This is a genomic window from Staphylococcus auricularis (genome assembly GCF_001500315.1).
Taxonomy (GTDB): Bacteria; Bacillota; Bacilli; order Staphylococcales; family Staphylococcaceae; genus Staphylococcus; species Staphylococcus auricularis.
Genome location: NZ_LLER01000015.1, coordinates 14,174 through 39,830, shown reverse-complemented (window position 1 = coordinate 39,830; position 25,657 = coordinate 14,174). Strand labels below are relative to the sequence as shown.

The 25,657-nt window shown below is 37.4% G+C and carries 24 protein-coding genes; 8 read left to right on the top strand and 16 right to left on the bottom strand.

The window, feature by feature from the left end; genetic code table 11:
• Nucleotides 1–268 precede the first annotated feature (268 nt).
• From APS80_RS08160 to APS80_RS08115, 10 genes are all read right to left on the bottom strand, one after another.
• Entirely contained in the window at nucleotides 269–1,483 is a 1,215-nt protein-coding gene (locus APS80_RS08160; protein WP_059107782.1) for a CamS family sex pheromone protein, read from the bottom strand.
• Between the two features lie 14 nt (nucleotides 1,484–1,497).
• Nucleotides 1,498–3,501 carry an NAD-dependent DNA ligase LigA gene (gene ligA / locus APS80_RS08155; RefSeq protein ID WP_059107781.1) on the bottom strand — a complete coding sequence of 668 codons (2,004 nt, stop codon included), beginning with the start codon at nucleotides 3,499–3,501 and terminating at the stop codon, nucleotides 1,498–1,500.
• Nucleotides 3,502–3,507: 6 nt separating this feature from the next.
• Nucleotides 3,508–5,706, bottom strand: coding sequence for a DNA helicase PcrA (pcrA, locus tag APS80_RS08150; protein WP_059107780.1), 2,199 nt, complete (start codon nucleotides 5,704–5,706; stop codon nucleotides 3,508–3,510).
• The gene (gene pcrB, locus APS80_RS08145) at nucleotides 5,703–6,395 is read right to left on the bottom strand and encodes a heptaprenylglyceryl phosphate synthase (RefSeq protein WP_059107779.1); all 693 of its coding nucleotides are present in this window, start codon (nucleotides 6,393–6,395) and stop codon (nucleotides 5,703–5,705) included. The genes pcrA and pcrB overlap by 4 nt, the downstream gene beginning before the upstream one ends.
• A 209-nt stretch (nucleotides 6,396–6,604) precedes the next feature.
• A complete protein-coding gene (locus APS80_RS08140; protein ID WP_059107778.1) occupies nucleotides 6,605–6,907 on the bottom strand; it encodes a YerC/YecD family TrpR-related protein in 303 nt (100 codons plus the stop codon).
• Between the two features lie 228 nt (nucleotides 6,908–7,135).
• Nucleotides 7,136–8,434 (bottom strand): adenylosuccinate lyase, encoded by a 1,299-nt coding sequence (purB, locus tag APS80_RS08135; protein WP_059107777.1) that lies wholly within the window; start codon nucleotides 8,432–8,434, stop codon nucleotides 7,136–7,138.
• A gap of 337 nt (nucleotides 8,435–8,771) precedes the next feature.
• Nucleotides 8,772–8,966 (bottom strand): NETI motif-containing protein, encoded by a 195-nt coding sequence (locus APS80_RS08130; protein ID WP_059107776.1) that lies wholly within the window; start codon nucleotides 8,964–8,966, stop codon nucleotides 8,772–8,774.
• Nucleotides 8,963–9,541 (bottom strand): DUF2179 domain-containing protein, encoded by a 579-nt coding sequence (locus APS80_RS08125; protein ID WP_059107775.1) that lies wholly within the window; start codon nucleotides 9,539–9,541, stop codon nucleotides 8,963–8,965. The genes APS80_RS08130 and APS80_RS08125 overlap by 4 nt, the downstream gene beginning before the upstream one ends.
• Nucleotides 9,542–9,626: 85 nt before the next feature.
• Nucleotides 9,627–10,454 carry an NAD(+) synthase gene (gene nadE, locus APS80_RS08120; protein ID WP_059107774.1) on the bottom strand — a complete coding sequence of 276 codons (828 nt, stop codon included), beginning with the start codon at nucleotides 10,452–10,454 and terminating at the stop codon, nucleotides 9,627–9,629.
• Nucleotides 10,447–11,916 carry a nicotinate phosphoribosyltransferase gene (locus APS80_RS08115; RefSeq protein ID WP_059107773.1) on the bottom strand — a complete coding sequence of 490 codons (1,470 nt, stop codon included), beginning with the start codon at nucleotides 11,914–11,916 and terminating at the stop codon, nucleotides 10,447–10,449. The genes nadE and APS80_RS08115 overlap by 8 nt, the downstream gene beginning before the upstream one ends.
• Before the next feature lie 267 nt (nucleotides 11,917–12,183).
• On the opposite strand from APS80_RS08115, the gene APS80_RS08110 reads away from it, so the two are divergent.
• Both APS80_RS08110 and APS80_RS08105 read left to right on the top strand, forming a co-directional pair.
• The gene (locus APS80_RS08110) at nucleotides 12,184–13,227 is read left to right on the top strand and encodes a nitric oxide synthase oxygenase (RefSeq protein ID WP_258026021.1); all 1,044 of its coding nucleotides are present in this window, start codon (nucleotides 12,184–12,186) and stop codon (nucleotides 13,225–13,227) included.
• A 44-nt stretch (nucleotides 13,228–13,271) separates the two neighbouring features.
• A complete protein-coding gene (locus APS80_RS08105) occupies nucleotides 13,272–14,075 on the top strand; it encodes a prephenate dehydratase (protein ID WP_059107772.1) in 804 nt (267 codons plus the stop codon).
• A gap of 81 nt (nucleotides 14,076–14,156) precedes the next feature.
• Here APS80_RS08105 and APS80_RS08100 read toward each other — a convergent pair whose 3' ends face one another.
• Both APS80_RS08100 and APS80_RS08095 read right to left on the bottom strand, forming a co-directional pair.
• The gene (locus APS80_RS08100; RefSeq protein ID WP_059107771.1) at nucleotides 14,157–15,719 is read right to left on the bottom strand and encodes an SLC13 family permease; all 1,563 of its coding nucleotides are present in this window, start codon (nucleotides 15,717–15,719) and stop codon (nucleotides 14,157–14,159) included.
• Between the two features lie 153 nt (nucleotides 15,720–15,872).
• Nucleotides 15,873–16,988 carry a glycosyl hydrolase family 28-related protein gene (locus APS80_RS08095; RefSeq protein ID WP_059107770.1) on the bottom strand — a complete coding sequence of 372 codons (1,116 nt, stop codon included), beginning with the start codon at nucleotides 16,986–16,988 and terminating at the stop codon, nucleotides 15,873–15,875.
• Between the two features lie 269 nt (nucleotides 16,989–17,257).
• Here APS80_RS08095 and APS80_RS08090 point away from each other — a divergent pair, with 269 nt between their 5' ends.
• The 4 genes from APS80_RS08090 (at nucleotide 17,258) to APS80_RS11200 (ending at nucleotide 20,441) form a co-directional block, all read left to right on the top strand.
• The gene (locus APS80_RS08090) at nucleotides 17,258–17,812 is read left to right on the top strand and encodes a cysteine hydrolase family protein (protein ID WP_059107769.1); all 555 of its coding nucleotides are present in this window, start codon (nucleotides 17,258–17,260) and stop codon (nucleotides 17,810–17,812) included.
• A 56-nt stretch (nucleotides 17,813–17,868) separates the two neighbouring features.
• Nucleotides 17,869–18,795, top strand: coding sequence for a manganese-dependent inorganic pyrophosphatase (locus APS80_RS08085; protein ID WP_059107768.1), 927 nt, complete (start codon nucleotides 17,869–17,871; stop codon nucleotides 18,793–18,795).
• A gap of 267 nt (nucleotides 18,796–19,062) precedes the next feature.
• Nucleotides 19,063–19,944: an aldehyde dehydrogenase family protein gene (locus APS80_RS11205; RefSeq protein ID WP_373364592.1), complete on the top strand. Its 882-nt coding sequence runs from the start codon at nucleotides 19,063–19,065 to the stop codon at nucleotides 19,942–19,944.
• Nucleotides 19,935–20,441: an aldehyde dehydrogenase family protein gene (locus tag APS80_RS11200; protein WP_373364591.1), complete on the top strand. Its 507-nt coding sequence runs from the start codon at nucleotides 19,935–19,937 to the stop codon at nucleotides 20,439–20,441. Before APS80_RS11205 ends, APS80_RS11200 begins: the two co-directional genes overlap by 10 nt.
• 68 nt (nucleotides 20,442–20,509) lie before the next feature.
• Here APS80_RS11200 and pglS read toward each other — a convergent pair whose 3' ends face one another.
• Entirely contained in the window at nucleotides 20,510–21,547 is a 1,038-nt protein-coding gene (gene pglS, locus APS80_RS08075) for a 6-phosphogluconolactonase (RefSeq protein ID WP_059107767.1), read from the bottom strand.
• A 207-nt stretch (nucleotides 21,548–21,754) separates the two neighbouring features.
• Between pglS and APS80_RS08070 the strand changes: the two genes are divergently transcribed.
• Nucleotides 21,755–22,159: a YolD-like family protein gene (locus APS80_RS08070; RefSeq protein WP_059107766.1), complete on the top strand. Its 405-nt coding sequence runs from the start codon at nucleotides 21,755–21,757 to the stop codon at nucleotides 22,157–22,159.
• 182 nt (nucleotides 22,160–22,341) lie between these two features.
• On the opposite strand, the gene APS80_RS10770 is transcribed toward APS80_RS08070, so the two are convergent.
• Nucleotides 22,342–22,512: a hypothetical protein gene (locus tag APS80_RS10770; RefSeq protein WP_103170803.1), complete on the bottom strand. Its 171-nt coding sequence runs from the start codon at nucleotides 22,510–22,512 to the stop codon at nucleotides 22,342–22,344.
• A 531-nt stretch (nucleotides 22,513–23,043) separates the two neighbouring features.
• Between APS80_RS10770 and APS80_RS08065 the strand changes: the two genes are divergently transcribed.
• Entirely contained in the window at nucleotides 23,044–24,084 is a 1,041-nt protein-coding gene (locus APS80_RS08065; RefSeq protein WP_059107765.1) for a C45 family autoproteolytic acyltransferase/hydrolase, read from the top strand.
• Nucleotides 24,085–24,199: 115 nt separating this feature from the next.
• On the opposite strand, the gene APS80_RS08060 is transcribed toward APS80_RS08065, so the two are convergent.
• Entirely contained in the window at nucleotides 24,200–25,051 is an 852-nt protein-coding gene (locus APS80_RS08060) for a DUF4097 family beta strand repeat-containing protein (protein WP_059107764.1), read from the bottom strand.
• The gene (locus tag APS80_RS08055) at nucleotides 25,048–25,608 is read right to left on the bottom strand and encodes an HAAS signaling domain-containing protein (RefSeq protein ID WP_059107763.1); all 561 of its coding nucleotides are present in this window, start codon (nucleotides 25,606–25,608) and stop codon (nucleotides 25,048–25,050) included. The genes APS80_RS08060 and APS80_RS08055 overlap by 4 nt, the downstream gene beginning before the upstream one ends.
• Nucleotides 25,609–25,657: the final 49 nt, after the last annotated feature.

The following is a 25,657-nucleotide window of genomic DNA, read 5'->3' as shown; positions in this document are numbered from 1 at the left end:
CTTCAGGAAGTATAAATATCTTAAATGGTAGGATTACAGCATCGTTCGAGACTCCTGAGGCACGTAGCTGAAGTCGAAAATCTATTTTTATATTATCACCTCATTGATAATATAAAAATGAGTTGAGACTCGGCGCCTAGGAAAGTGAGAACAGTTTAGCAATCTGGTGAATACTAAGATGATATATCATCATTGTTTTTAAGGAGCCAACTAAAAAAGCCAACAACCTGTTTTAGCAACATGATTGTTGGCTTTTATTTGTTGATGATTAATTGATGTTTCTATAAATATGAACTTGTGGTTCATCATCATTTTTACTTTTATTAATCAATGCTTGAGATTGGTTACCATCCTTGATATGAATTTCATATTCATCGATATGGTTGAAATATTTCTCAGCTTGTTCTGTGACATATTGTGTGATAGCTACTGTCTCAGCTTTACCATAATAATCGATCGGTATATCTACAGATAGCGTTTCCGGACTATTTTTATTAAATTTCACCGTACCAACCGCTTGTGTAAAGTTGTTGAAGTATGACTGAAGATTATTGTTAAACTGTTTGAAGTTTGAATTTAAATCTTCATCAATGTCAGCTGCTTCACTTGAAGGCAACAATGCTGTCGTTTGATTGAAGTTTTTCCAATCATTGATACGAGTTTTACCTTCATCCACCGTTGTACCCATCATGAACTCACCTGGCATAATGTCATCTTCACCCGATTGTTTATAGATGGCAAAATGTATTGGAATATTTTTCAATTCTTTATGTTCACGTAAACGTGACAGTATATCGTTAGCCATTTGTTTCCCTTGCTTTTTAATCTCACTATCGTCTAGTGACTTGCTAAAGGTAGCGCCATCTTTTTCTTTTTGATAGTAATATTGGCTATTCATGGCTAAGCCGATGGTCATACCGCTGATGTCTTTCCCTTTCTTATCTCCTTTATCATAAAAGTCTTGCTCTAGGATATTAGATAAGTAAGCGGGGCTGTTTTCAGCAATTTTTTCTGGGTCAGTTTCCCCTTTATGAGAAGGGTTAAGGCCTAGATTTTCTACTGCATTTTTATCCTTTTTCTCATCGTCATCCATATCATCTATTTCCGACTTCGTATATTTCGGATTGAGGTAACTATTGATCGTATCTTTATCTAAATACTGACCATCTTGATAGAGATAATCTTTAGGTGAAAAGACTTGTTTACTTAAGTCTAATAACCCACTTTCAAAATCATCACCATTATAGCTATTGGCCATATTTTCTTGTAGTAAGCCGCGGGATTGGCTTTCTTTAAATGGCAAAATCGTACGATAATCGTCACCTTGAACTTGCTTATCTGTGACCGTTTGTTTAGCTGAATTAGATTCAGATTTCGTGGAAGATGCATTATCTGATTTATCATCTTGTTTGTTATCGTCATCATTTCCACAAGCTGCTAATATAAAAACGGTTGAGATGAATAGTAAAAATATTTTCTTCATGCACTATTTCTCCTCTAATCTTCAATTTCCTTCTGTTTGTCCTGGAATTCTGCTTCTGACCAAACAGTTGTGCCTAATTTTTCTGCTTTATCTAATTTTGATCCTGCATCTTTTCCAGCAATGACGATGTCTGTTTTTTTCGTGACGCTATTCGTTACACTCGCACCTTGAAGTTCCAACCATTCAGTGGCTTCATTACGTGTCATTTCTTGTAATTTACCAGTAAGGACGATGGTTTTTCCTTCAAATTCTGGGTGTCCCGTTACTTCCGTTGTTTTGACACCTTTATAACTCATGTTAACATTTTTTTCTTTTAATTTATTTATTAACGCACGCACATCTTCATTTTCTAAGTAAGTAACAATGGATTGTGCTAATTTTTCACCGACGTCATAGATTTCGACTAACTCTTCCTCTGACACTTCTAATAAACGATCCATTGTCTCGTATTTTTCAGCAATCGTTTGACTTGCTTTGGCACCTAAATGACGAATACCTAGGCCGAATAATAAGCGTTCTAACGAATTTTCACGAGATGCATCAATGGCAGCGAGTAAATTCGCAACTTTTTTCTCACCCATCCGTTCAAGCGGTAATAGATCCTCTTTTGAAAGGTAGTAAATATCAGCCACATCTTTGATGACTTCATTTTCGTATAATTGTTGGATGATTTTATCTCCTAAACCGTCGATGTTCATCGCTTGGCGAGACACAAAGTGTATCAATCCTTCAATGAGTTGTGCAGGACATTTAGGGTTAATACAACGTAGTGCTACCTCACCTTCAATACGAACGAGTTCATGACCACAGCTTGGACAGTGTGTCGGCATGTGATAAACCTCTGCATCTTCAGGTCTACGATCAATTATACTTTTAACGACCTCAGGAATGATATCTCCTGCTTTTTTAACGATGACACTATCGCCAATACGAATATCACGTTCTTGTATCAAATCACCGTTATGTAATGAGGCTCTTGATACCGTCGTACCAGCAACACGTACTGGATCTAAAATAGCTGTCGGTGTTACAACGCCTGTGCGCCCGATACTGAGTTCAATGTCTCTCAACGTCGTCACTACTTCTTCTGCTGGGAATTTATAAGCAATCGCCCAACGCGGTGATTTTTGAGTAAATCCAAGCTCTTGTTGTTGCTCGAGGGAATTTACTTTGATGACGATACCATCAATGTCATATGGTAACGATTCTCGTTGTTCTGTCCATTTATCGATGTATTCAAGGACTTCATCAATATTGTTTGCAATTTGACGTTCTTGGTTCGTTTTATAACCCAATCGGTCAAGTTCATCTAATGCATCACTTTGTGTAGAAGCTTCAAACTGTGTGAAGTCATTGACGCTATATAAGAAAACACTGAGTTTTCGCTGTGCAGCTAGACGTGTGTCTTGTTGACGTAATGAGCCTGCTGCTGCGTTACGAGGATTTGCAAAGGGTTGCTCATCTTTCGCTTCTTTCTCTTCGTTTAATTTTAAGAAAGATTGTCTCGGCATATATGCTTCGCCTCGCACTTCAAAAGTGAGCGGTGCATCGACTTTTAAAGGAATAGCATGAATCGTTCTGAGATTTTCTGTTATATCTTCACCTGTTGTACCATCTCCACGTGTTAACCCTTGAACGAATTGTCCGTCTTCATATTTTAATGAAACGGCAAGTCCATCAATCTTCAATTCACACATGTAAGTGACTTCACCGATATTGTCTCGAATACGCTGGTCAAACTTGCGTAACTCATCAGCATTAAAAGCATTACCTAAACTGAGCATAGGTGTATCATGTTGTACTTTTTCAAATGTGGACTGTGCTTGACCTCCGACGCGAACTGTCGGTGAATCCGCTGTACGATATTCTGGATGTTCATCTTCAATATTGATCAATTCTCGTAATAACTGGTCATATTCACTATCCGGTACAGTTGGATTATCCTTAACATAGTACTCATAGCTATATTGATTGAGCATGTTGTGTAATTCGTCAACACGTTTTTGAATCTCATTCATCGCACTCTATTCCCCCTTTTTCGTAATCGGTGCGAATTGGGCTAACAAGCGTTTAGGCCCTTCGGATTGAAAGATGATATCGAGCTCTACAGACCCATTTTTTTCGTTTACATTACTTACCATACCTTCACCCCATGCTTTGTGCACGACCTTGTCGCCAACATGCCAATCCGTTTCTGCTGTCGCTTTCTTAGCGGCCGTCATGCGTTGACTGTGTGGACGTTTAGGTGGTTTCTTAGTCGCCTGACGTATTTGTGATCCTGTTGAGGTTGCTGGTCGATTGTCATCAAGTAATGTCTCTGGGATTTCTCTCAAGAAACGAGAAGCCATGTTAGCTTGAGAACGACCATATAACATGCGAGATGTGGCATGTGTCAGATAAAGCTCTTCTTCAGCCCGTGTAATCGCAACATAACAAATGCGGCGTTCTTCTTCCATTTCATGGTCATCATCACTCTTGATGGCACGAATATGTGGAAATAATGATTCTTCCATACCCATGATAAAGACGATAGGATATTCTAACCCTTTTGCAGAGTGCATCGTCATGAGTGTTACACCATCTTCGACATTGGCTTCATCGATATCACTGACTAATGATAAATCAGTTAAGAAATTAATGAGTGATTGCTCTTCCGGCGGTGTATTTTCTTCATATTCTTTCGGCACAGACATGAATTCGTCGATATTTTCTAAGCGGCTGCGGGCTTCGATCGATTGATCATGTTCTAGCATTTCTCTATACCCTGATTTTTGTAAAATTTCTTCTACAATCTCACTGATTTCAAGGAATTCTTGTTCTTTCATCAGATTTTGAATCACGTCGTAGAAATTGATACACGCTTGCGTCGCTTTTTTAGAGAGTCCGATAAAATCAACTTCTGCTAAGGCATCGAACATACTAATTTCATTATCAGCAGCATAACGTTGAATTTTTTCTACTGTAGTTGGTCCAATCCCTCGTTTAGGCACGTTAATAACGCGTTGTAAGCTGATGTCATCATTACTATTTGCGATGATGCGAAGATAGCTGAGTAAATCTTTAATCTCTTTTCGGTCATAGAATTTTTGACCTCCGACCATCACGTACGGAATGTTAGATTTCATAAATGTATCCTCTAACACACGTGATTGAGCATTCGTACGGTAAAGAATCGCCATGTCATTATACGGTTTGCCCTTACGATGGTGTTTCATTATTTCACTGATGACATATTGTGCTTCATCACGTTCTGTGTCCGCTTCATAATAATGTATCTTTTCACCCTCGACATTAGACGTCCAAAGTCCTTTCGGTTTACGTTCATTGTTATTTTTAATGACTTCGTTTGCTGCGTTCAAAATATTTTTCGTAGAACGATAGTTTTGTTCGAGATAAATCGTTGTGGCATCTGGATAATCTTCTTCAAAGTTAAGGATATTTTGAATATCTGCACCGCGCCAACCATAAATAGATTGGTCAGAATCCCCTACGACACAAATATTTTTGAATTTATCTGCTAACTGTTTAACTAAAGTATATTGTGCTTTATTGGTATCTTGATACTCATCTACGTGAATATATTGGAATTTATTTTGATAGTATTCTAAAACTTCAGGTACACGTTCAAATAAATGAATCGTTGTCATAATTAAATCATCAAAATCTAATGCTGAATTTCGGAATAATTGTTTTTGATAGCCGCTGTATACCGTCGCAACCATTTGTGAATAGAAGTCTTGTGCCTCATTTTGCGCATCTTTCGGTGTTTTTAATTCGTTTTTTAAATTACTGATCGCACTGATAAATGAGCGTGGTTCATACTTTTTACTGTCGATATTTTCATTTTTTAATACATCTTTAACAACGGATTTTTGATCGGTTGGATCAAGAATCGTAAAATTTCGTTCAATACCAATACGATCTGCATCACGTCGTAAAATACGTACACACATAGAGTGGAACGTAGACATCCAAATAACTTGCGCTTCTTCGCCGACTAAATTTTCGACACGTGCTTTCATTTCTCTCGCAGCCTTGTTCGTAAACGTAATGGCTAAGATATTGTAAGGAGATACGTCCTTTTCATCGAGTAAATAGGCAATACGATGGGTTAACACACGCGTTTTACCTGAACCGGCACCAGCCATAATAAGTAATGGACCTTCAGTCGTGCGCACTGCTTCACTTTGTTCAGCATTCATCTTATCAACTAACGGATTCATTCTGGTAACTCCTTTATCTTTACAGTTTTTAATGCTTGGTTAAGATCTTCATAGATGATATTACCAACTACAATGGTATGCGCATGCGTTGCCATCGCTTGCGCTTCTTCAAGGTTAGTAATTCCGCCACCATATACTAATTGTGTATGACTTAATATCTCAGCTGCAGCTTTCACTTTTTCAATATCGCCATAGGTACCACTGTACTCAATGTATATCACAGGCAGACGATACATTGATTCAATCATTTGCGCATATGTTTCTACGTCTTCTGAAGTAAGATGCGTTTCTGCTTGTGTCACTTCACCCACTTTGCTGTTGGGGTTGAGGACGATATAACCTTCAAATACAACGTCATCAAAATCAATCAAGTGACCGTAAGTCTTTAATGCGTCAAATAAGATGCCATTATGATACGTCACATCAGGACTATTTAACACTGTCGGAATCAAATAAGCATCAAAGCCTGGCACGATGCTATCTATTTGAGATAATTCTAAAGCCACAGGTTTTGAATAGCGTCGCACTCTAAATTTTAACTGGCTAACATTTCTTTCTGTCACTTGATCTGTACCACCGATCACAATCGCATCGGTTTCCGACGTACAAACCGCCCGCAAAGCCGCTTCACTGATAGGCTTGGCAGGATCTAATTTAAAAATATGATGCCATCCACTTATGTCATACATCTTCTTAACTCCTTTTGATTACATACCTATCATTATAGCATTTTTAACATATGAGTTCTAAGGCTAATGACATCAAAAAAGTTTGAAACACTAGCGCTAAACACAAAAAGGCTGGTTCAATATGTTGAATGAAAATGGTTGAAGAAAGTGCATCCCCTTACCGTGTCGTCCATTCAACTGAACCAACCTTTACTTATATCAATATGGTTTTAATCTGTTGTCTCTATATTCATGCGTTCTAGAATCATCGTATAGGCATCATTACCCCACTGCAATGAACGTTTCACTCTGGAAATCGTTGCAGTAGAAGCGCCAGACTCCTCTTCGATTGTCGCATACGTATAACCTTGTTTGATCATCTTCGCAACTTGTAAACGTTGTGACAATGACTGCAATTCATTGACGGTACATAAATCGTCAAAGAATTGATAACACTCTTCACGCGTTTCTAATGTCAGAATGGCTTCGAATAGCTCATTCAAAGCATCCCCTCGAATTTTTTCTATTTGCATTGAAAACAACCCCTGTTTAACTCAAATTATCTCGTTTTAACGTGCTAATACGTTAAAGTTTAGAGGTTTTGTACCAAAAATTCAACATATTTCACAATGCTTTTTAGTGTTCGAAAGAAATAATCAAACGAATTAATACGTGACTTCGTAGAATGAAGTCCATTTCTTTCACTATGACTTATTTTTGGCCATGATGATTAAGGAAATACTAGATAATGAGCTACTTTCTTATGATTCCAACCCAGCTCTTTGGAAGATGGTATCGACTTGATTTAAATGGTGTTCTGGATTGAAGCATTCATCAAGCTCTGATTCAGATAATAAATCAGTGATGTTTGAATCTTCTTCAATCAATGTTCTAAACGGTGTTTTTGTTTCCCAAGATTTCATCGCTTTCGGTTGAACTGTATCATAGGCTTCTTCACGTGCCATACCTTTATCAATCAACGCTAATAACACACGTTGTGAGAAGATTAAACCAAATGTTTTGTTCATATTTTCTTTCATATTATCTTCGAAGACTGTAAGACGTTCGATGATATTTGAAAAACGATTTAGCGCATAGTTCAATGCGATCGTCACGTCTGGTAACATAATGCGTTCTGCAGAAGAATGTGAGATATCACGTTCATGCCAAAGCGGTACATTTTCATAAGCTGTTGTAATGTAGCCACGAATGACACGAGAAATACCTGTGATGTTTTCAGAACCGATAGGATTACGTTTATGTGGCATTGCTGAAGAGCCTTTTTGACCTTTCGCAAATGCTTCTTCTACTTCTCTTGTTTCTGTTTTTTGTAAGTTGCGGACTTCAACTGCAAATTTTTCTAAAGAAGTGGCAATTAATGCTAGTGTTGCAATGTAATAAGCGTGGCGATCTCGTTGTAATGTTTGTGTTGAAACCGGCGCACAACCTAGACCTAATTCTTTACAAACATGTGCTTCAATTTCAGGTGGGATATTTGCAAATGTTCCAACTGCCCCACTCATTTTACCGACTTCGATTTCTTCACGAACACGTTTAAAACGTACTAAATTACGTTTCATTTCTGTGTACCATAATGCCATTTTAATACCGAATGTCGTTGGCTCAGCATGTACACCATGTGTACGTCCCATCATGAGTGTGTATTTATATTTTTTCGCTTTTTCAGCAAGTACATCTAAGAAATGATTTAAATCTTTTTCAATGATTTCATTCGCTTGTTTAATTTGATAGCTCAACGCCATATCCACAACATCAGTTGATGTTAAACCATAATGAACCCATTTACGTTCTTCCCCGAGTGTTTCAGAAACTTGGCGTGTAAATGCAACAACATCATGGCGTGTTTCTTCTTCAATTTCTTTCGCGCGCGCAACATCTACTTTCGCATTGGCACGAATTTTTTCCACATCTTCAGCAGGAATGTCACCTAATTTACTCCAAGCTTCACAAGCTAAGATTTCTACCTCTAGCCATGCTTCATAACGGCTTTGATCTGTCCAAATATTAGCCATTTCTTCTCTAGAATAACGATCAATCATAGTCTAATACTCCTATCTTTAGTCAGTTTCTTTCTTGAAAATATGTACATTAAAACAAAATTCAAAGTTATAGTTCGTCTTTAGACGTTTCACCTTTAGTTTATCAAAAATACAAACAAAAGTATAAAATTTTTAACTTTTTATAAAAAAACGGGGATTGTGATCCAAAATGACCGTCGTTTCTCCATCTGAAAATGAAGCGCCGCATCAGTTATTATGGTGACAATATCACCTGTTTTGGCTGATGATACTTCTTTCTGTAAAACCATCTATTGGAACATAAAATCCCCTGTTCAATCATTCATTATTTAATTTTACGCTCAGCATAGCTTCTCAATTATTCATCATCTGAAATGCGTTTCCCTACAAATTCAATCTCTTGTCTTAAAACTTCTATAGAACCATCTTTAAGTTCTTGATAGACAGGTTTTTCAAAGCGTTTCACAGGCATATATCCTGCGTCTCTCATACGTGCTAAACAATCTTGAATCGTTTCATCCGCTTCGACTTTGAATTTTTGTTGTTTCTTCATAGCGTTTCCACTTCTTCTGTATCGTATTGTTTAAGTTTCTTACTTCTTACGCCACGTGCTAAGAATCCGCCATGGATTGTACGTGGTTCATAAGCGATGATAAATGCTTTCTCATCCATTTGTTTAATCGTTTCTATGAGTTTGCGTTCAAATCGGCGAGGCGTCAAAATTTCCATCACAAGACGGCTGCCATCTCTACCATAGGCACTGTAGTGTGTCACACCATAACCTAAATCTCTGAGCTGACGTGGTAAATCTAGCTCATATTCCGATGATGTGGCATTGACCACTGTATAGCCTAACGCGAGTTTTTCTTCTATTTTCATTCCTACGATAATACCTATTGAAAAGCCTAAAGCATATGCAAATATGTTTTGGATTTGATCAAGACTAGACATGACCATGCCTAATCCAACGACATAAACAAGTACCTCTAAAAAACTAACAACAGCAGCAGTGTAGCGATAACCCTTTAACGTTAAAATGGTTCTCATCGTTAAAAAAGTGACATAAGCGACATTGATAACAAATATGGCTAACACCATTAGCCATGGATCTGAAGTAATTACTGACATCGTTTCTTTCCTTTCATCAATCATTAAATTCAAATCATTTTATCAAGTCATAAGCAGCTTGTCACTACAAAATTATTAGTTTTTGTTAATTTTTATTCTTAGGCCATGTGTAGCGGGTATAAGCGAGTTCTCTTTTATGTGCGTTACGAACATAATGTTTTTCTATCGTCTCTTTGGCTTCACTTGAAACGGTTTTACCTTCGAGATAATCATCGATGTCATTATAAGTAACGCCTAACGCTTCTTCATCCGGTAACTGAGGTTTATCGTCTTCTAAATCTGCCGTAGGTGCTTTTTCATAAAGATGACGTGGTGCCTCTAGATAAGCTAATAACTGGCGTCCTTGGCGTTTATTCAAACCGAATAACGGCGCGATATCTGCTGCGCCATCCCCGTATTTCGTGAAGAAACCGGTTAAATTTTCAGCTGAATGATCTGTGCCTAACACAATACCACTTTGGTTCGCCGCAATAGAAAATTGAACTTTCATACGTTCACGTGCTTTTTCGTTGCCTTTTTCAAAATCAGTCAACGTGATTCCTGCTTCTTTTAATGAAGCAACACTTTGATCTACAGCAGGTTTAATATTCACCGTAATCGTTTCATCAGGTTGAATAAAATCTAAAGCATCTTCGACTTCATCTGCATCTTTTTGTTGACCATAAGGTAACTTAACTGCGATAAAGCGCACATCTCTATGCTCTTTGCGTAATGATTCAACAGCCATTTGCGCTAATTTACCGGCTAATGTTGAATCTTGTCCGCCTGAAATACCTAACACAATACTTTGAATAAAGTGGTGTGATTGTACGTAGGATTTAATAAAATGCATGATATCGTTAATTTCATTTTCACTGTCAATCGTAGGTTTCACTTTCATTTCTTCTACGACGATAGACTGTAGGTCACTCATGCTCTTCCTCCATTTCTTTTACGTGTTCTGCAACTTCGAAGATACGACGCTGTTTATTTTCCCAACAAGCACTGCTCAAATCTACTGGGTAATCTTGTGGGTTTAAATAACGTTTGTTTTCATCCCATAAGTATAGAAGATTATCTGTGAGATATTGGCGTGCATCATCTTCTGAAGGTAAATCGTAAACGAGTTCTCCATCTTTAAAGATATCATGGTGTAATGGTTTAGCTTCAAATGATTTGATGAATTTCATTTTATACGTATGCACTGGATGGAATAATTTGAGCGGTGATGCTTCATTTGGGTCTTCATAATCTAAAGTGATATAGTCCCCTTCCGCTTTTTGTGTTTTTTTATTGATGATACGATAAACATCTTTTTTACCAGGTGTCGTTACTTTCTCTGCATTATTAGATAGTTTAATACGATCAATGTATTCGCCGTTTTCATCTTCAATTGAAACGAGTTTATATACGGCACCAAGTGCTGGTTGATCATAACTTGTAATTAATTTCGTACCGACACCCCATGAATCTACGCGTGCACCTTGTGCTTTCAAGCTGGTAATCGTTTGTTCGTCGAGGTCGTTAGATGCGATGATTTGTGTATCTGTAAATCCTGCTTCGTCTAACATTTTACGCGCTTGTTTAGAGAGGTATGCAATGTCACCTGAATCAAGACGAATGCCGACAAAGTTAATTGAATCACCGAGTTCTTTCGCTACTTTAATTGCTGAAGGCACACCTGATTTCAACGTATGGAAGGTATCTACTAAGAAGACACAATTTTTATGTCGTTCTGCGTATTTTTTAAATGAAACATATTCATCGCCATATGTTTGTACAAATGAATGCGCATGTGTTCCAGAGATTGGTAAACCGAATAATTTACCTGCTATCACGTTACTTGTCGAATTAAATCCACCAATATAAGCTGCACGAGCACCCCACAATGCTGCATCTGCCTCTTGTGCACGACGTGTACCAAATTCCATCAGCGTGTCATCTGGTGCAACTTGTCTGATACGACTTGCTTTAGTTGTAATGAGCACGTGGAAATTGACAATGTTTAACAACATCGTTTCTACGAGTTGTGCTTGGATTAATGGCGCTTCGACACGAAGTAAAGGCTCATTGCCAAAGCATAGCTCACCTTCTGCCATTGATCGAATATTACCAGTGAATTTAAGTGATTTTAAGTAATCTAAGAAATCATCTGGATAGCCGATAGAACTTAAGTATTCGATATCATCCTCTGAGAAATGAAAGTTTTTAATGTATTCAATCACACGTTTTAAACCATTGAATACTGCATAACCACTTTCAAATGGCATTTTTCTAAAATATAAATCGAATACTGCTTTGCGTTCGTGAATGCCGTCATTCCAATAACTTTCAGCCATATTAATTTGATATAAATCATTATGTAAAACAAAACTATCATCTTTATATTTGTACATAGTTATCGCTCCAATCGCCCTTTTTATTCATTTTATCATAAACAAATCTGATTGCGAATGATAAAAATCCGCGCCATTCCTTCATTTTGAGGTTTTTTATGAGCTATCTGATAAAGTTAATCATCTTTCGAAATGATACTTTTTTGTTGAAAATGTGACAGAGTATCATATTATTTATTAAGTTTCACAATTAATTCATTATTATACGACATAAATCATTTATAATAGCTGTGAGGTGGTCCTATGTTACAATAAGCAAAATCTTTTATTCAAACGATGTATACTGAACTCGGCTACTCAGAAAAAGACATACAAAAACGACTCAAAGAAGTCACTGATTCTATCGAACAAACCGGAACATATTGGCATACATCAGAAGAATTGACTTATGGCGCTAAGATGGCTTGGCGGAATGCGAATCGCTGCATTGGTCGTGTGCATTGGAAGTCATTAAATGTCGTTGATGCACGAGATGTATCTACTGATGAAGCTTTCATTGATTCTATCGAACAACATATCGAGCAAGCGACTAATAACGGTAAAATCAAACCCTATATTACGATCTATCACCCAGAACAACCACCCCATATTTTCAACAATCAACTCATCCGTTATGCAGGTTATGATGATGTCGGTGATCCTGCCGAAAAAGATATCACACAACTTGCCATTCATTTAGGTTGGAACGCACCCCATACGTCATTTGATATCTTACCTTTAATCTATCAATTACCTGGACAATCTGTTCAAGTTCACGAATATCCAGATGGATTGATTAAAGAGGTCAACATCGAACATGATCGTTACCCTAAATTAAAAGACCTCGGATTAAAATGGTATGCAGTACCCATCATCTCAAATATGGATTTAAAAATTGGTGGTATTACGTATCCTACTGCGCCATTTAACGGCTGGTACATGGTGAATGAAATTGCTGTCAGAAACTTTACCGACACTTATCGTTATAACTTGTTGGAACCCGTCGCAGAAGCGTTTGAATTTGATAATCTCAGAAATAATTCATTTAATAAAGACCGTGCACTCGTGGAATTAAATGACGCCGTCTACCAATCCTTTAAAAAAGAACACGTCACAATGGTGGATCATTTAACCGCTTCTAAACAATTTGAACTATTCGAACGTAATGAACAATTACAAGGTAGAACTGTGACAGGAAAATGGTCTTGGCTCGTGCCATCACTCTCACCTACCTTAGTGTCAAATTATCACCATGGTTATAACAATGAAATGCGTGAACCAAACTTTTATTACAAGAAAAAATCTCAACACGGTTGCCCTTTTCATCAATAATCATTAATATTAACAAAAAGTTAAATCACAACGAGGTAGAACCAATGAACTTATATTACTTAGGCCCAAAAGGAACTTTTTCTTATCTAGCGGCGCATCAACACTATTCTGATCAATCTGTTCATTTTAAACCGTGCGCCAATCTATACGAAGTCATTCAAGCTGTCAGTCAAGATACCACAAGCATTGCAGTGGTCCCTATCGAAAATGCGATTGAAGGTACAATCAATATCGTGGCTGATGCGTTAGCGGAACAAAATGTCTTTGCGGTGGGTGAAATTTATTTAGACATTCAATTTGCTTTGTACGGTTTAAAAGGTGCAACATTAGATCAACTTAAACACGTCTATTCTATTGCGCCAGCCATCAGTCAAACGCATCATTTCATTCAACACCATGGCTTCTCATATGCATATGCAGAAAGTACCATTCAAAGCTTTGACTATATCAATCAGACAACAGGCGCGATTGCCCCGTTAGGTAGTGGTGAGCGTCTAGGATTCGACGCGCTCGCTACGAACATCCAAGACTACCCACACAATGCAACTCGTTTTCTCGTTGTGACGAGTGAGTTTCAACAAGTTGAAGATGCGACCGACACGTTACTGCTCATCGAACCTAAATATGATAAAGCGGGTGTGCTCGCAAGTATATTAAATACTTTCGCATTATTTAACATCAACCTCTCATGGGTGGAATCTCGACCCCTTAAAACACAACTCGGTATGTATCGATTTTTCGTTCAAGCAAGCAGTCCACAAAATCTTTATTTAAACAAAGCGCTGTCCATTTTAGAAACACTCGATTTTAATGTGAAAATAATCGGTTCATTTACTCAATTAACATAAATAAAGCCCTTATAAGTGACACACTGCGCTCATGACTGTCGCATACACGTCTACTTATAAAGGCTCTTTTTATTGAACATATTATTTTTTAAGCTCTAGTGGTTGCGCAATATCAATGCCTAAAACCATTGGCATGAAGTAATAAACAACAACTACGATGATTACCACACTGATCATGTTGACCCAAAAACCGACTTTTGCCATTTCTTTAATTTCTAACTTACCTGTACCAAAAACAATCGCATTCGGTGGTGTTCCGACGGGTAGCATATACGCACAGTTCGCTGCCATCGCTGCAGGCACCATGAGTAATAATGGATGTACATTCACTGCAACTGATAACGTTGCAAGAATAGGTAAAATCATCGTTGCAGTCGCAGTATTGGACGTAATCTCTGTTAAGAACAATACGAATAAAGTAATCACGATGACGATGAGTAACGGACTTACGCCATCGAGTAACGTCAGTTGTTCTCCTAACCAATTGGCTAAACCACTTGAAGAAATCCCCTTCGCTAAGGCAAGGCCCCCACCAAATAGGATTAATACGCCCCATGGTAATTCTTTAGCAACGTCCCAATCAATAATGCGTTTATGTTTCGATTTATCTTTAGCTGGAATTAAGAACAGTAATACTGAAATAAACATGGCAATCGTACCATCTGCAACTTGAGACGTAACTTCCCACTGTTTCAATACAAACTCTCTACTGATCCACAACACACTCGCTAAGATAAAGATCGCTTGTACAACTTTCTCTTCATATTTCATACGGCCTAATTCATTCAGTTTACGTTGAATGAGCGCTTTACCCCCAGGTAATTCTTTTAATCCATGGTTAAAAGCGACGTAACGTAAATAGAGCCAGACGAATAAGAGTAGTACGATAACAGTTGGTATACCGACAATCATCCATTCCGCAAAACTTAACTCTTGGCCAAATGCTGAGTGAAATTGTCCTTTTAAAATGATTAACGGTGGCGTACCTATCAACGTACCCAATCCACCAATCGTTCCAGCATAACCAATCGCAAGGACCAATGATTTTTCAAATTTTGAAATATGTTGCTGCTCAATCTCCCGACCTTTTAATTCATTGACCTCATTCACAATGGCAAGTCCAATCGGAATCATGATCATAACCGCTGCTGTATTTGAGACAAACATGGATAGAAAACCGGTCGCAATCATAAAACCGAGCATAATTTTACCCGTACTTGTCCCTAGTGTCTTAATAATTGTGAGTGCGACACGGGTATGTAAATTCCACCGTTCCATCGCAATCGCTAAAATAAACCCGCCTAAAAATAGAAAAATAATATCATTACCATACTGAGCCGATACCTCTTCAGGTGTAAGTACATGCCCTAATGGCATCAATATCAATGGTAATAAACTCGTCGCTGCAATCGGTATCGCTTCAGTAATCCACCACACTGCTATCCATAAAGTCATCGCTAGAACGAAAACACCTTTCCATGCTAGACCTTCAGGATGAAAAAACATTAACGTTAAAATGAATAACACCGGCCCTAAGATGAGCCCTATGAACTGTCCTAAACTATAAGACTTGCCCTGTTGTTTGTGTGAGAAAAACGTCAAATAGTTTGGAAACATCGGCTTGTTCTGATTAAACATCGCCATCCCCCACTCTCTCTGCACAATTTCGGTTTAAAATGAAGCCATTCAACACGAAAAATTGCACAGCTATAAAATGATAGTTCTATGTAGTTTTAATATTTATATCCACACTATAGAATAATTATACAAATATTAAAGCGCTTACACAACTACTATTTATTCTTTAAAGCTAATTGAATGGGGTGCTCTAAGACGTGTACTACGCACAGTCATCCGTGCCTTAGCGGATGTATCTAATCTTAAATTATTGATATCTTCTAAATGAATACGCTGATTTTTATGTTTAAAATCATTACTCGCAATCAATACGTTATGATGTGGGATACTATGATAACTACGAATATGAATCGCATCCTTTTTCATTCCACCATTAAATTCATTTTGATAAATATGACAATTACAGCCTGCCTGTGTGCCCATGTCATACCCCTGTTGGTTCGTCGCATTTTTGCCATCTTTTACAGCTAAATATCGGAGACCCCCTATACAATGGTTAAAAGTATTATGATGATTGAATGTATCTTTATACTTTAATAAGGTGAGCGCATAAAATTGAATACCTTCAAACGTATTATAGCGAATGTGTACGTTCTCATAGAATTGATCATAGCGACTGGCATGGGACCCGATCGCGCGATTCCATGCACCCATTCCACAAGTGTCAGAATCACCAAAGTAACAATGTTCGATGATGACGTTTTTAGTTATCGTGCCATCTGTTGTACCAAATTTTGGAAATGCCCCTGGAACTTGGATATCGAGTTGAATTGCTTCAGAAAATGACCGTGTGCCCTCAGCATCGTTAAAACCGATGAACCGACAGTGATTCGCATAAAAACCATTCACACCACATACATCTATTCCATGACCACCTACGACATCCTTAATAGTGACATGACTGAGTTGAATATCCGTCGCATGCCCCATACACAATGCCGTATTATTATAGGGATATTGCACACCATTCATATCAAATGTACCGCCATAAATATGAATGTGACTGTTACCGTCATAGCCATGGTACAATTTGAAGCGATGCCCATTTTTTAATAATGCATCTCTTCCCTTTCTCAGTAATACCGCTTCGTCGTCGAGCCACAATGTCGTGGATTGATAAATAATTAATGCTTTAGCAATATGATAGACACCTTTAGGGACATAGATTGTAGTACCTGGATGCTTTTTCGCATAATTCAACGCACGTTGTAATGCGAACGTATCCTTAAATTTGTGGCCGCCTTTTAAGCCAAAGTCTCTGGCATTTATAATCATCTTTCCATTCTCCTTTAAATGATTCGAATCCGTTTAATCATTACCAAACCCGTTTTATGGCTCCGTCTTAAATGAACTAGCAACGAACTAAGGTACGATTGTTATAACATGAAAAGCTTAATTTGTATTTCATTTTATTATATTTTTTGTGATCTATACATCGATTCACAGACGATCTTGCTCATTTTCAGTTAATTAGCAATCTTTTTCAATCTGCGTTATGCTATTGAATATAAAATTTCATACTAAGATTGGGAGTTGAATTTTTAATGGGAAATAAAGCTTTAATTGTTGTAGATTATTCTTATGATTTTGTTGCAGATGATGGGCAACTCACAGCAGGAAAACCAGCGCAAGATATTGAACCATTTATCGTTTCACGCATGAAAGCATATGATGAAGCAGAACAAGATATCTTCATGATGATGGATTTACATTATGAAAATGACACAACACATCCAGAATATAACTTATTTCCACCTCACAACATTGCCAATACACCAGGGCGTGAACTCTATGGTGAAGTGAAAGACACATACGAAGCGATACAAGATCACGAACATGTACATTTCTTAGACAAAACACGTTATGACTCATTTCATGGTACCCCACTAGATGCCATGTTACGCGCAAGAGATATTAAAAATATCGAAATCGTCGGTGTATGTACGGATATTTGTGTCTTACACACAGCAGTTGGAGGATATAACCTAGGTTACCACATGACAATACCGAAAAGCGGTGTTGCTTCATTCGACCAAACTGGCCATGACTGGGCATTGACTCACTTTGAAAATTCATTGGGTGCTAGAGTAGAAGATTAGGACCTAAACGTGATAAAATGAGAGCAATACAATAATAAGATAAGGAGAAGTTAACAATGACAAAAACTTATATTTTCGGTCACAAAAATCCAGATACTGATGCTATTTCATCAGCATTGATCATGGCAGACTTCGAACATCAAACTGGTAACGCCGATGCAACTGCTTATCGCTTAGGTGAAGTGGGACCAGAAACACAATATGCGTTAGACTATTTCAAAGTTGAAGCACCCGAATTACTTACTGATGACCTCACAGATCAACACGTGATTTTAGTCGACCACAACGAAGCACAACAAAGTGCAGATTCCATTCAAAATGCGACGGTTCAACACGTGATTGACCATCACCGTATCGCTAACTTCGAAACAGCAGCACCGCTTTATTATCGTGCTGAACCAGTAGGTTGTACAGCTACAATTCTTTATAAAATGTACAAAGAACGCGGCTTTGAAATCAAACCTGAAATCGCCGGACTTATGATTTCTGGTATTATTTCAGACAGCTTATTATTCAAATCACCAACATGTACTGAAGAAGATGTACAAGCAGCTGAAGCATTAAAATCAATTGCCGATGTTGATCTAGAATCTTACGGCCTAGACATGTTAAAAGCAGGTGCTTCAACAACTGATAAATCTGAAGCAGACATCATCAACATGGATGCAAAAACATTCGACATGGGTGACTACAAAACACGTATCGCTCAAGTAAATACGGTTGATATCGATGAAGTATTTGATCGCCGTGATGCACTAGAAAAAGAAATGTTAGAAGTCAGTGCCGATGAAAAATATGACTTATTTGTATTGCTCGTCACAGATATCATCAACAGTGATTCTAAAGTCCTCGTTGTAGGTGCAGAAAAAGATAAAGTAGGTACTGCATTTGATGTAGAATTAGACAACGGTACTGCGTTCTTACCAGGCGTTGTATCTCGTAAAAAACAAGTCGTACCTCAAATCACTGACGCTTTAAAATAAGACAGACAAAATCGTGTCTTAACTCACAATTAAACATCTTCGACAAGAACGAGATGGAAAAGCTGTGTAAGATGAAAATAGTTGCAGTATCGCAATTTTTATTAAACTGTTCAAACAATAGAATAAATTTCTAAATGATCACAGCCAGACACGTTAAGAAGTGGAATGCGAAATCTGATGCGGGATTCAATGTTCATTAAATCATACGCACTTTTGATTTCTATTCCACTTCTTTTTATCACTATAGACGTAAAGGAGGTATACACATTGACCTCAGTTGAAACTTTATTTTCGCAAAGCAAACAATACTTCAACACACATGAAACAAAAGAGCTCAAATTTAGAAAGAAACGTTTAAAAGCTTTGAGTCACAGCATTCGTAATCATGAGAAAGATTTACTAGAAGCACTCGCTAAAGATTTAGGTAAAAACGAAGTTGAAGCCTATGCTACAGAAATTGGATTCGTTTTAAAAAATATCAAAACTGCACGTAAGGAACTTAAAAATTGGGCAAAGCGGAAACAAATCAATACGCCTTTATACATGTTTCCAGCTAAAAGTTACATTATGAAAGAACCCTATGGCACAGTATTGATCATTGGACCGTATAACTACCCTTTCCAACTCGTCATCGAGCCACTGATCGGTGCCATCGCTGCAGGTAACACAGCCATCATCAAACCATCAGAGTATACACCTCACGTATCTGCTGTTATTGAAACGTTAATCAGTGAAGCCTTTGAACCTCAATATGTAACGACAGTACAAGGAGATGCAGCAGTTACAGAGACATTGCTCGATCTTCCCTTTGACTACATCTTCTTTACAGGTAGTGAAAAAGTAGGTCGCAACGTCTATGAAAAAGCAAGCAAACAACTCACGCCTGTAACCTTAGAACTCGGAGGTAAATCCCCTGTCATCGTGGATGAAACAGCAAACATCAAGGTTGCAAGTGAACGCATTTGCTTCGGAAAGTTCGTCAACGCGGGTCAAACCTGTATCGCTCCAGATTACATTCTTGTTGATCGTAAGGTGCAACCACAACTCCTACGTGCACTCAAGACAACGATTCAAGAATTCTATGGCGCACACCCCAACAGAGTGAAGATTACGGACGAATTGTCAATGACAAACATTTTATGCGCTTAAATGATTTAGTGCAGACACACCATGCAGATGTTGTTTTCGGTGGTGACACTGATCGTGATGACCGATATATTGGCCCTACGTTAATTGAAAATATGACTGCCAATGCCAAGATCATGCAAGAAGAAATTTTTGGTCCATTACTCCCTATCATCACATATGATACATTTGACGAAGCCATTGAGTTTGTTCATAAGTATCCTAAACCACTAAGCCTTTATCTCTTTAGTGAAGATGAAAATGCAACAGATCGCATACTCAATGAAGTATCATTCGGTGGTGGTGCTATTAATGATACACTGATGCATATTACAAATCCTTCTCTTCCATTTGGTGGCGTCGGTCATTCAGGCATAGGTGCTTATCACGGTAAATATAGCTTCGATACATTTAGTCATAAAAAATCGTATACCTTTAAAACGACACGACTGGAATCGAGCTTACTCTTCCCTCCATATAAAGGAAAATTAAAATACATTAAAGCCTTCTTTAACAACTAATAACAAAAAAGCCATGGAAACGTCAGGACAGTCAGTCCCACTCGTTACCATGGCTTTTTTGTGTTTATTTATTTTAGAAATTGGACACATACCCCTTCAGGAGCGGTCTGTTGTTTATCTACTAAAGTCAGTTGACCTGTTGCTTTATTACGCTTAAATACAACTAATGCATAGCCCCCTTGTTGATGTGCACAGACGAGATAATCATCTGAAGCTGTTATATTAAAATCTCTTGGGAAATCGCCTTCACTTTTCACAATATCTACGAGTTCTATAGAAGACCCTGCCTCTTGTACTTTAAAGATAGCTATACTATTATCCCCGCGGTTTGAGATATATAAAAATTGTTGATCATGGGATAATCTCACTGCCGCAAGTTTCGTATCACTCGGTGCATCCTCAGGAATTGTGAGGTGTCGCTCAAGCTCCTCAAACGCCCCATCATCGTAGGATACAACACTCACGTAATTTGATAATTCATGCACGATATATGCATAATGGCCACCTTCATAAAATGTAATATGGCGCGGTCCATCACCTGGCTCAAAGTCAGTGACTTTATATTCATGTAAGCCATCTTCATCAAATTGATAGGTCACAACTTTATCTGTACCTAAATCCATTGCAACGGCGTAGTGGCCGTCTGGTGTTTGAGATAAGAAATGTACATGAGAGCCATCTTGACGTTCTTTCGGACCTGTTGGGTATTGATGAGCCACTTCCTGAATGAGCCGTTTGATTTCACCTGTTTCAGGATCCGCTTCGTATATACGAGCCAGTCCATTACCATACACCGCTTCAAAAATAAAGCGACCATCTGCAGAAACATCGACGTAGCATCCTGTACCACCTTGAGACGCTAAACATTGGTTAATCAATGTCAATGTCCCATCATCGTTGATGCGTAAACTTGCAAGTCCACAATCCTCACCTTCTTTAGTAATTGCATACAAGAAAGGACCATGTTGTTGCACATATGTAGAAGCTTCAAGTTCATAACCTGTAGTAACTTCAGTGAGTTTACCTTGTGCTTCATCGAGTTCAAAACGATAAATGCCTTTGCCTTCTTTTTTCGTATACGTACCTACATATCCAGTTGTTGTCATAATGCTTCACTCCAGTACCATTTCGTTATTTTCTTAACTTCATCTTACCAACTACTGAGGTCGAGGTCTAGTTGAGCCACTCTCATAGATTGTTCAACACATATGAAGTTCGTTAAAGGTGTCGAGAATTAATTTCTCTTAACGCCAAAAATATATTGCAAAAACACGAACAAATGTTCTATAATAGATTTTGAAAGGAGGATAAAAATGATACCTGAGCGTTATAAACATGAAACAGATTATCGTAAGATCCCGCGCCAATACTTGAATCCAAACATTCCTAAAGGGCGCGGTATGGTGAAATGGCAACCGTTCGCTACTTTACCCGAACAGTTCGAACGATTAAAACAATACGTCGCAGATCAAGATAAGATAGAACGTCCAGTGCTCTCAGATGATCAACTTCATGAACTTAACCTCCAACTCCATCAAGCTTTACATCAGAACTATCCAGTACAAATCGAATACTACGAAGAAGGTTGGATTAACGATATTGATATGTACATCATTCGTATCGATACTTTAAATATGGTCTTGGAAGGTAAATCTTGTGCTAATGGAGAAAAAGTCTGCTTTTCATTATTTGATGTCATGCGTATTCACCCACTCTGAGTAAAACAAGTAATTCAACTTTATGATGAACAAGCTTCATTCAAACATACAAAAAGGCTGAAATTGGAACGCATTTTATGCCCACGTTTCAATTCAGCCAACCTTCATTTTTATATTATTGATATGTCAAAAGGCTGGAACTTCATCAGTCCCAGCCTGCCCTATATGATATTCAAATTGTATTAGTTGTTTGATTCGATATCAGAAACAAGTTCTTTTGTTTTATTTTCAATATCTTCAAAGTCTTGTTTGAAGATGTAAGCGAAAGCAGCAATACCAACGCCAGTTACTACTGTTAATGTGACAGCAGTAAAGAATACAAATTTGAATAAACCTTTAATAAAATTCCACATGTTTGATTCACCTCAATAAATTTCTATTTTAGCTATCGTTAATAATAGCATAAAAATAAGTATCGATAAATATATACCCTAATAAAAAGAATATAATCACATTTACCTGAAACTATTTATTAAGCTTAACATTAAAGAAGTGTGTGTTGTCAATTTTATGGAGAAGTGATTCAAACATTACTTTAGTTCATGTCACCAATTGTAAAGAGCATATTCGCTATATAAGCAGTGTTAATTTCTCCACCATCTTCTAAATACGCCTTTTATCGTATTATAATAATTACGCATTCATATCACCTCACAAATGTAAAATATTTAATGTCTAAATTTATTGTAAATGAAAACATGAAATAATACAATTACTAATCGCTTACATAAAATTACAATTTTGTAAGAAGTGGTTAATGTAGCGGCAGTATTGTAATTTGATTGTTTTTATATTACATTTAAATGCATAACGAGTAAAACAAACAACGCATTTGAAAACGTATGATATAAACATTGATTCTGATATTGGCAGGTGTTCAACAAATGCAAGATGTACAATCTGATGTCATGTCCTTTAGGGGCTCACATTACGATCTCGGTATTAAAGCAGCTCAATGGATCAAACAAACCAATATTTTAAAAAATAGAGAGAAAGAATGGAAAAAACGAAAACCTCGTTTTAATGTGGACGTTGATGAAACATATCACGTCTTCCAAATGTACGCCCCACAAATCTGGGAAGAAATTAAAGGCATGGAAACGGTCTTAGAATTGCCGATGGAACAAATGGTACTCAACTTTGCTAATTATCGCTTCGCACCTCAAAAAGAAAGTGGTTGTACTGTGTTCTTGGGGAGTGATTACATGGTGCGAAATTATGATTACCATCCTGCTACTTACGATGGCCGATATCTCCTCTTTCAACCCAATGATGGTGGCTTAGCGCAAATTGGCCCAACTTCCCGTATTACAGGTCGAATGGATGGTATGAATGAATCTGGACTTTCTATGGGCTATAATTTTATGCACCGCAAAAATCCAGGTGATGGTTTCGTCTGTTATATGATTGGGCGACTCATACTAGAATGTTGTAAAGATGTGGAGGAAGCAATCCGCTTCTTAAAAGAACTCCCACACCGCAGTTCTTTCAGTTATATCGTGATGGATCGTCAGTTAAATCACGCCATTATCGAGGCGTCTCCACGTGCTATAGATGTAAGATACGATAAGACATGTACCAACCACTATAAGTTACTGACACACGAAAATCGTAACTACACGAAAAAATCAAAAGAACGATTACACCGTTTACTTAAACAAACATCCTCAGATTTATCGAAACAAGATGCTTTCAAAATTTTTAACGATCCAGAATACGAAATTTATAGCAAACAATTTCGAAGTTGGTCAGGTACGATTCATACAGCCATGTATGAACCTCAACAGTTAGTCGCTTGGCTTGGTTTAGGTGAAAAACAGACTCCTGCACGTTTTGACTTCAATGCATGGTTAAATGGAGAAGAGCTTAGTCAAGAAACGATTACAGGTATCATTGACACCCCTATCACATTTGCAAATATTTAGATCAATCATTCCACATAAAAAGACTTAACACTGTGCGTTTTATGTTGCTCAGTGTTAAGTCCCTATTTTAACGAAAGTTAATGATTACTATCATTAAACTGTAAGATATCCTTTTTTATTCAATCACAATATCACCTTGTTCAGTATAAAGTTCAAGCTCATTTTCACCATTACCTACTTTATCATTAACGAAATGTTCATTTTCAACATAACTTTTACCTTCTACTGGATTTAATTTCAGTATCATATTCTCAGGTTTATTTTTAAATGATACGTTGATACTACTTTGATGTGTGGAGCCTTTAATGCTTTTTATACCACTAATCCGTTCTAAATTAATGTCCTCTTCTCTATTGATTAAAATCGCTTTTTGTAACACTGTATCTGCAATATCTAAAGGTGCTTGCTCTGACTTGATGTTTGCATCTTTAATCTTACTTTTATCGATACTTAACGCTGTCGATTTTGCATTGAATCGCAGTTGATCAATAACCGAATCTTTAACTGTCACCCATTGTCCTGGTTCTTTTTCATTGGATAATACTACCTTTTTAATATCGATATCTTCAATATCCATGCGTCCACCTGATGCCTTGATCTTCGCCACGTCTATCTGTTGTTTAGGCACTGTAATATCTATCATATTTTGGGAATTTCTAAATGGATTGAAGTTTAATCCATAATCATCATTCGCTTCTTTATCTTCTTCAATTTTGACTGTCTGATCTTGTTTCTTTACGTTAGCGGCCTTTTTCCCCTTATAGTAAACCTTGAATTTAGAGCCAGGATGTAACTTCACCTCAGAGGTAGAGGCGTCAACATTAAATTGACTAATTTTAGAATCTTTATACGTTTTTTCTACGACATTCGCTTTATTATCTTGCTTCTCAAACCCAAACCACATGATTGTCGCTAGTATGAAACACGTTAAAAAAATGCCTAAGCCAATTAAAAACCACTTTCTCATCTGAGCGTACCTCCTTTAATGAGGCCAATATTCCAACGTAGATATTTGATGATTAATTTATATATATACTGTACAAGTTTTAAAATTAATACCAATATCATAATACCGAGTCCGCTAAATGAAAACGCAAAAAGATAGTTACTCATCGCGACACTCATGTTTTGATTCACAACACTGTGCACGATTAAGAATAGAGGTGCAGACATAAAACCAAACGCCATGAGCATAAAGGTTAAAACAATCAATCCCACAAAAATCATCGGTAATAAAATAATCAATAACGATACGAGCCCCAAGCCTAATGAAGCAAAGATAGCTTTACCAATTGCTTTCATACTTGGTTCTGTTTCCGCATTTGTGATCGCATGATTCGCTACGATTTTCTTACCGATTTGTTTGGGTGAATCTAGTTCCCCCATGATCTGATATTCATTTTTCCCGTTGCTTTCTTGTTCAAAAAAGTATCTCTCGTAATCATACATTTGATTGTCCCGTGTTTTTTTAGACAGCGGTGCAAGTTCTTGCTCTAATTCATTTAAAAACGTAATTTTATCCATTTGATTTCCATCCCTCCCTCTCTTAGAAACGGCATCACGTGAATGAAAA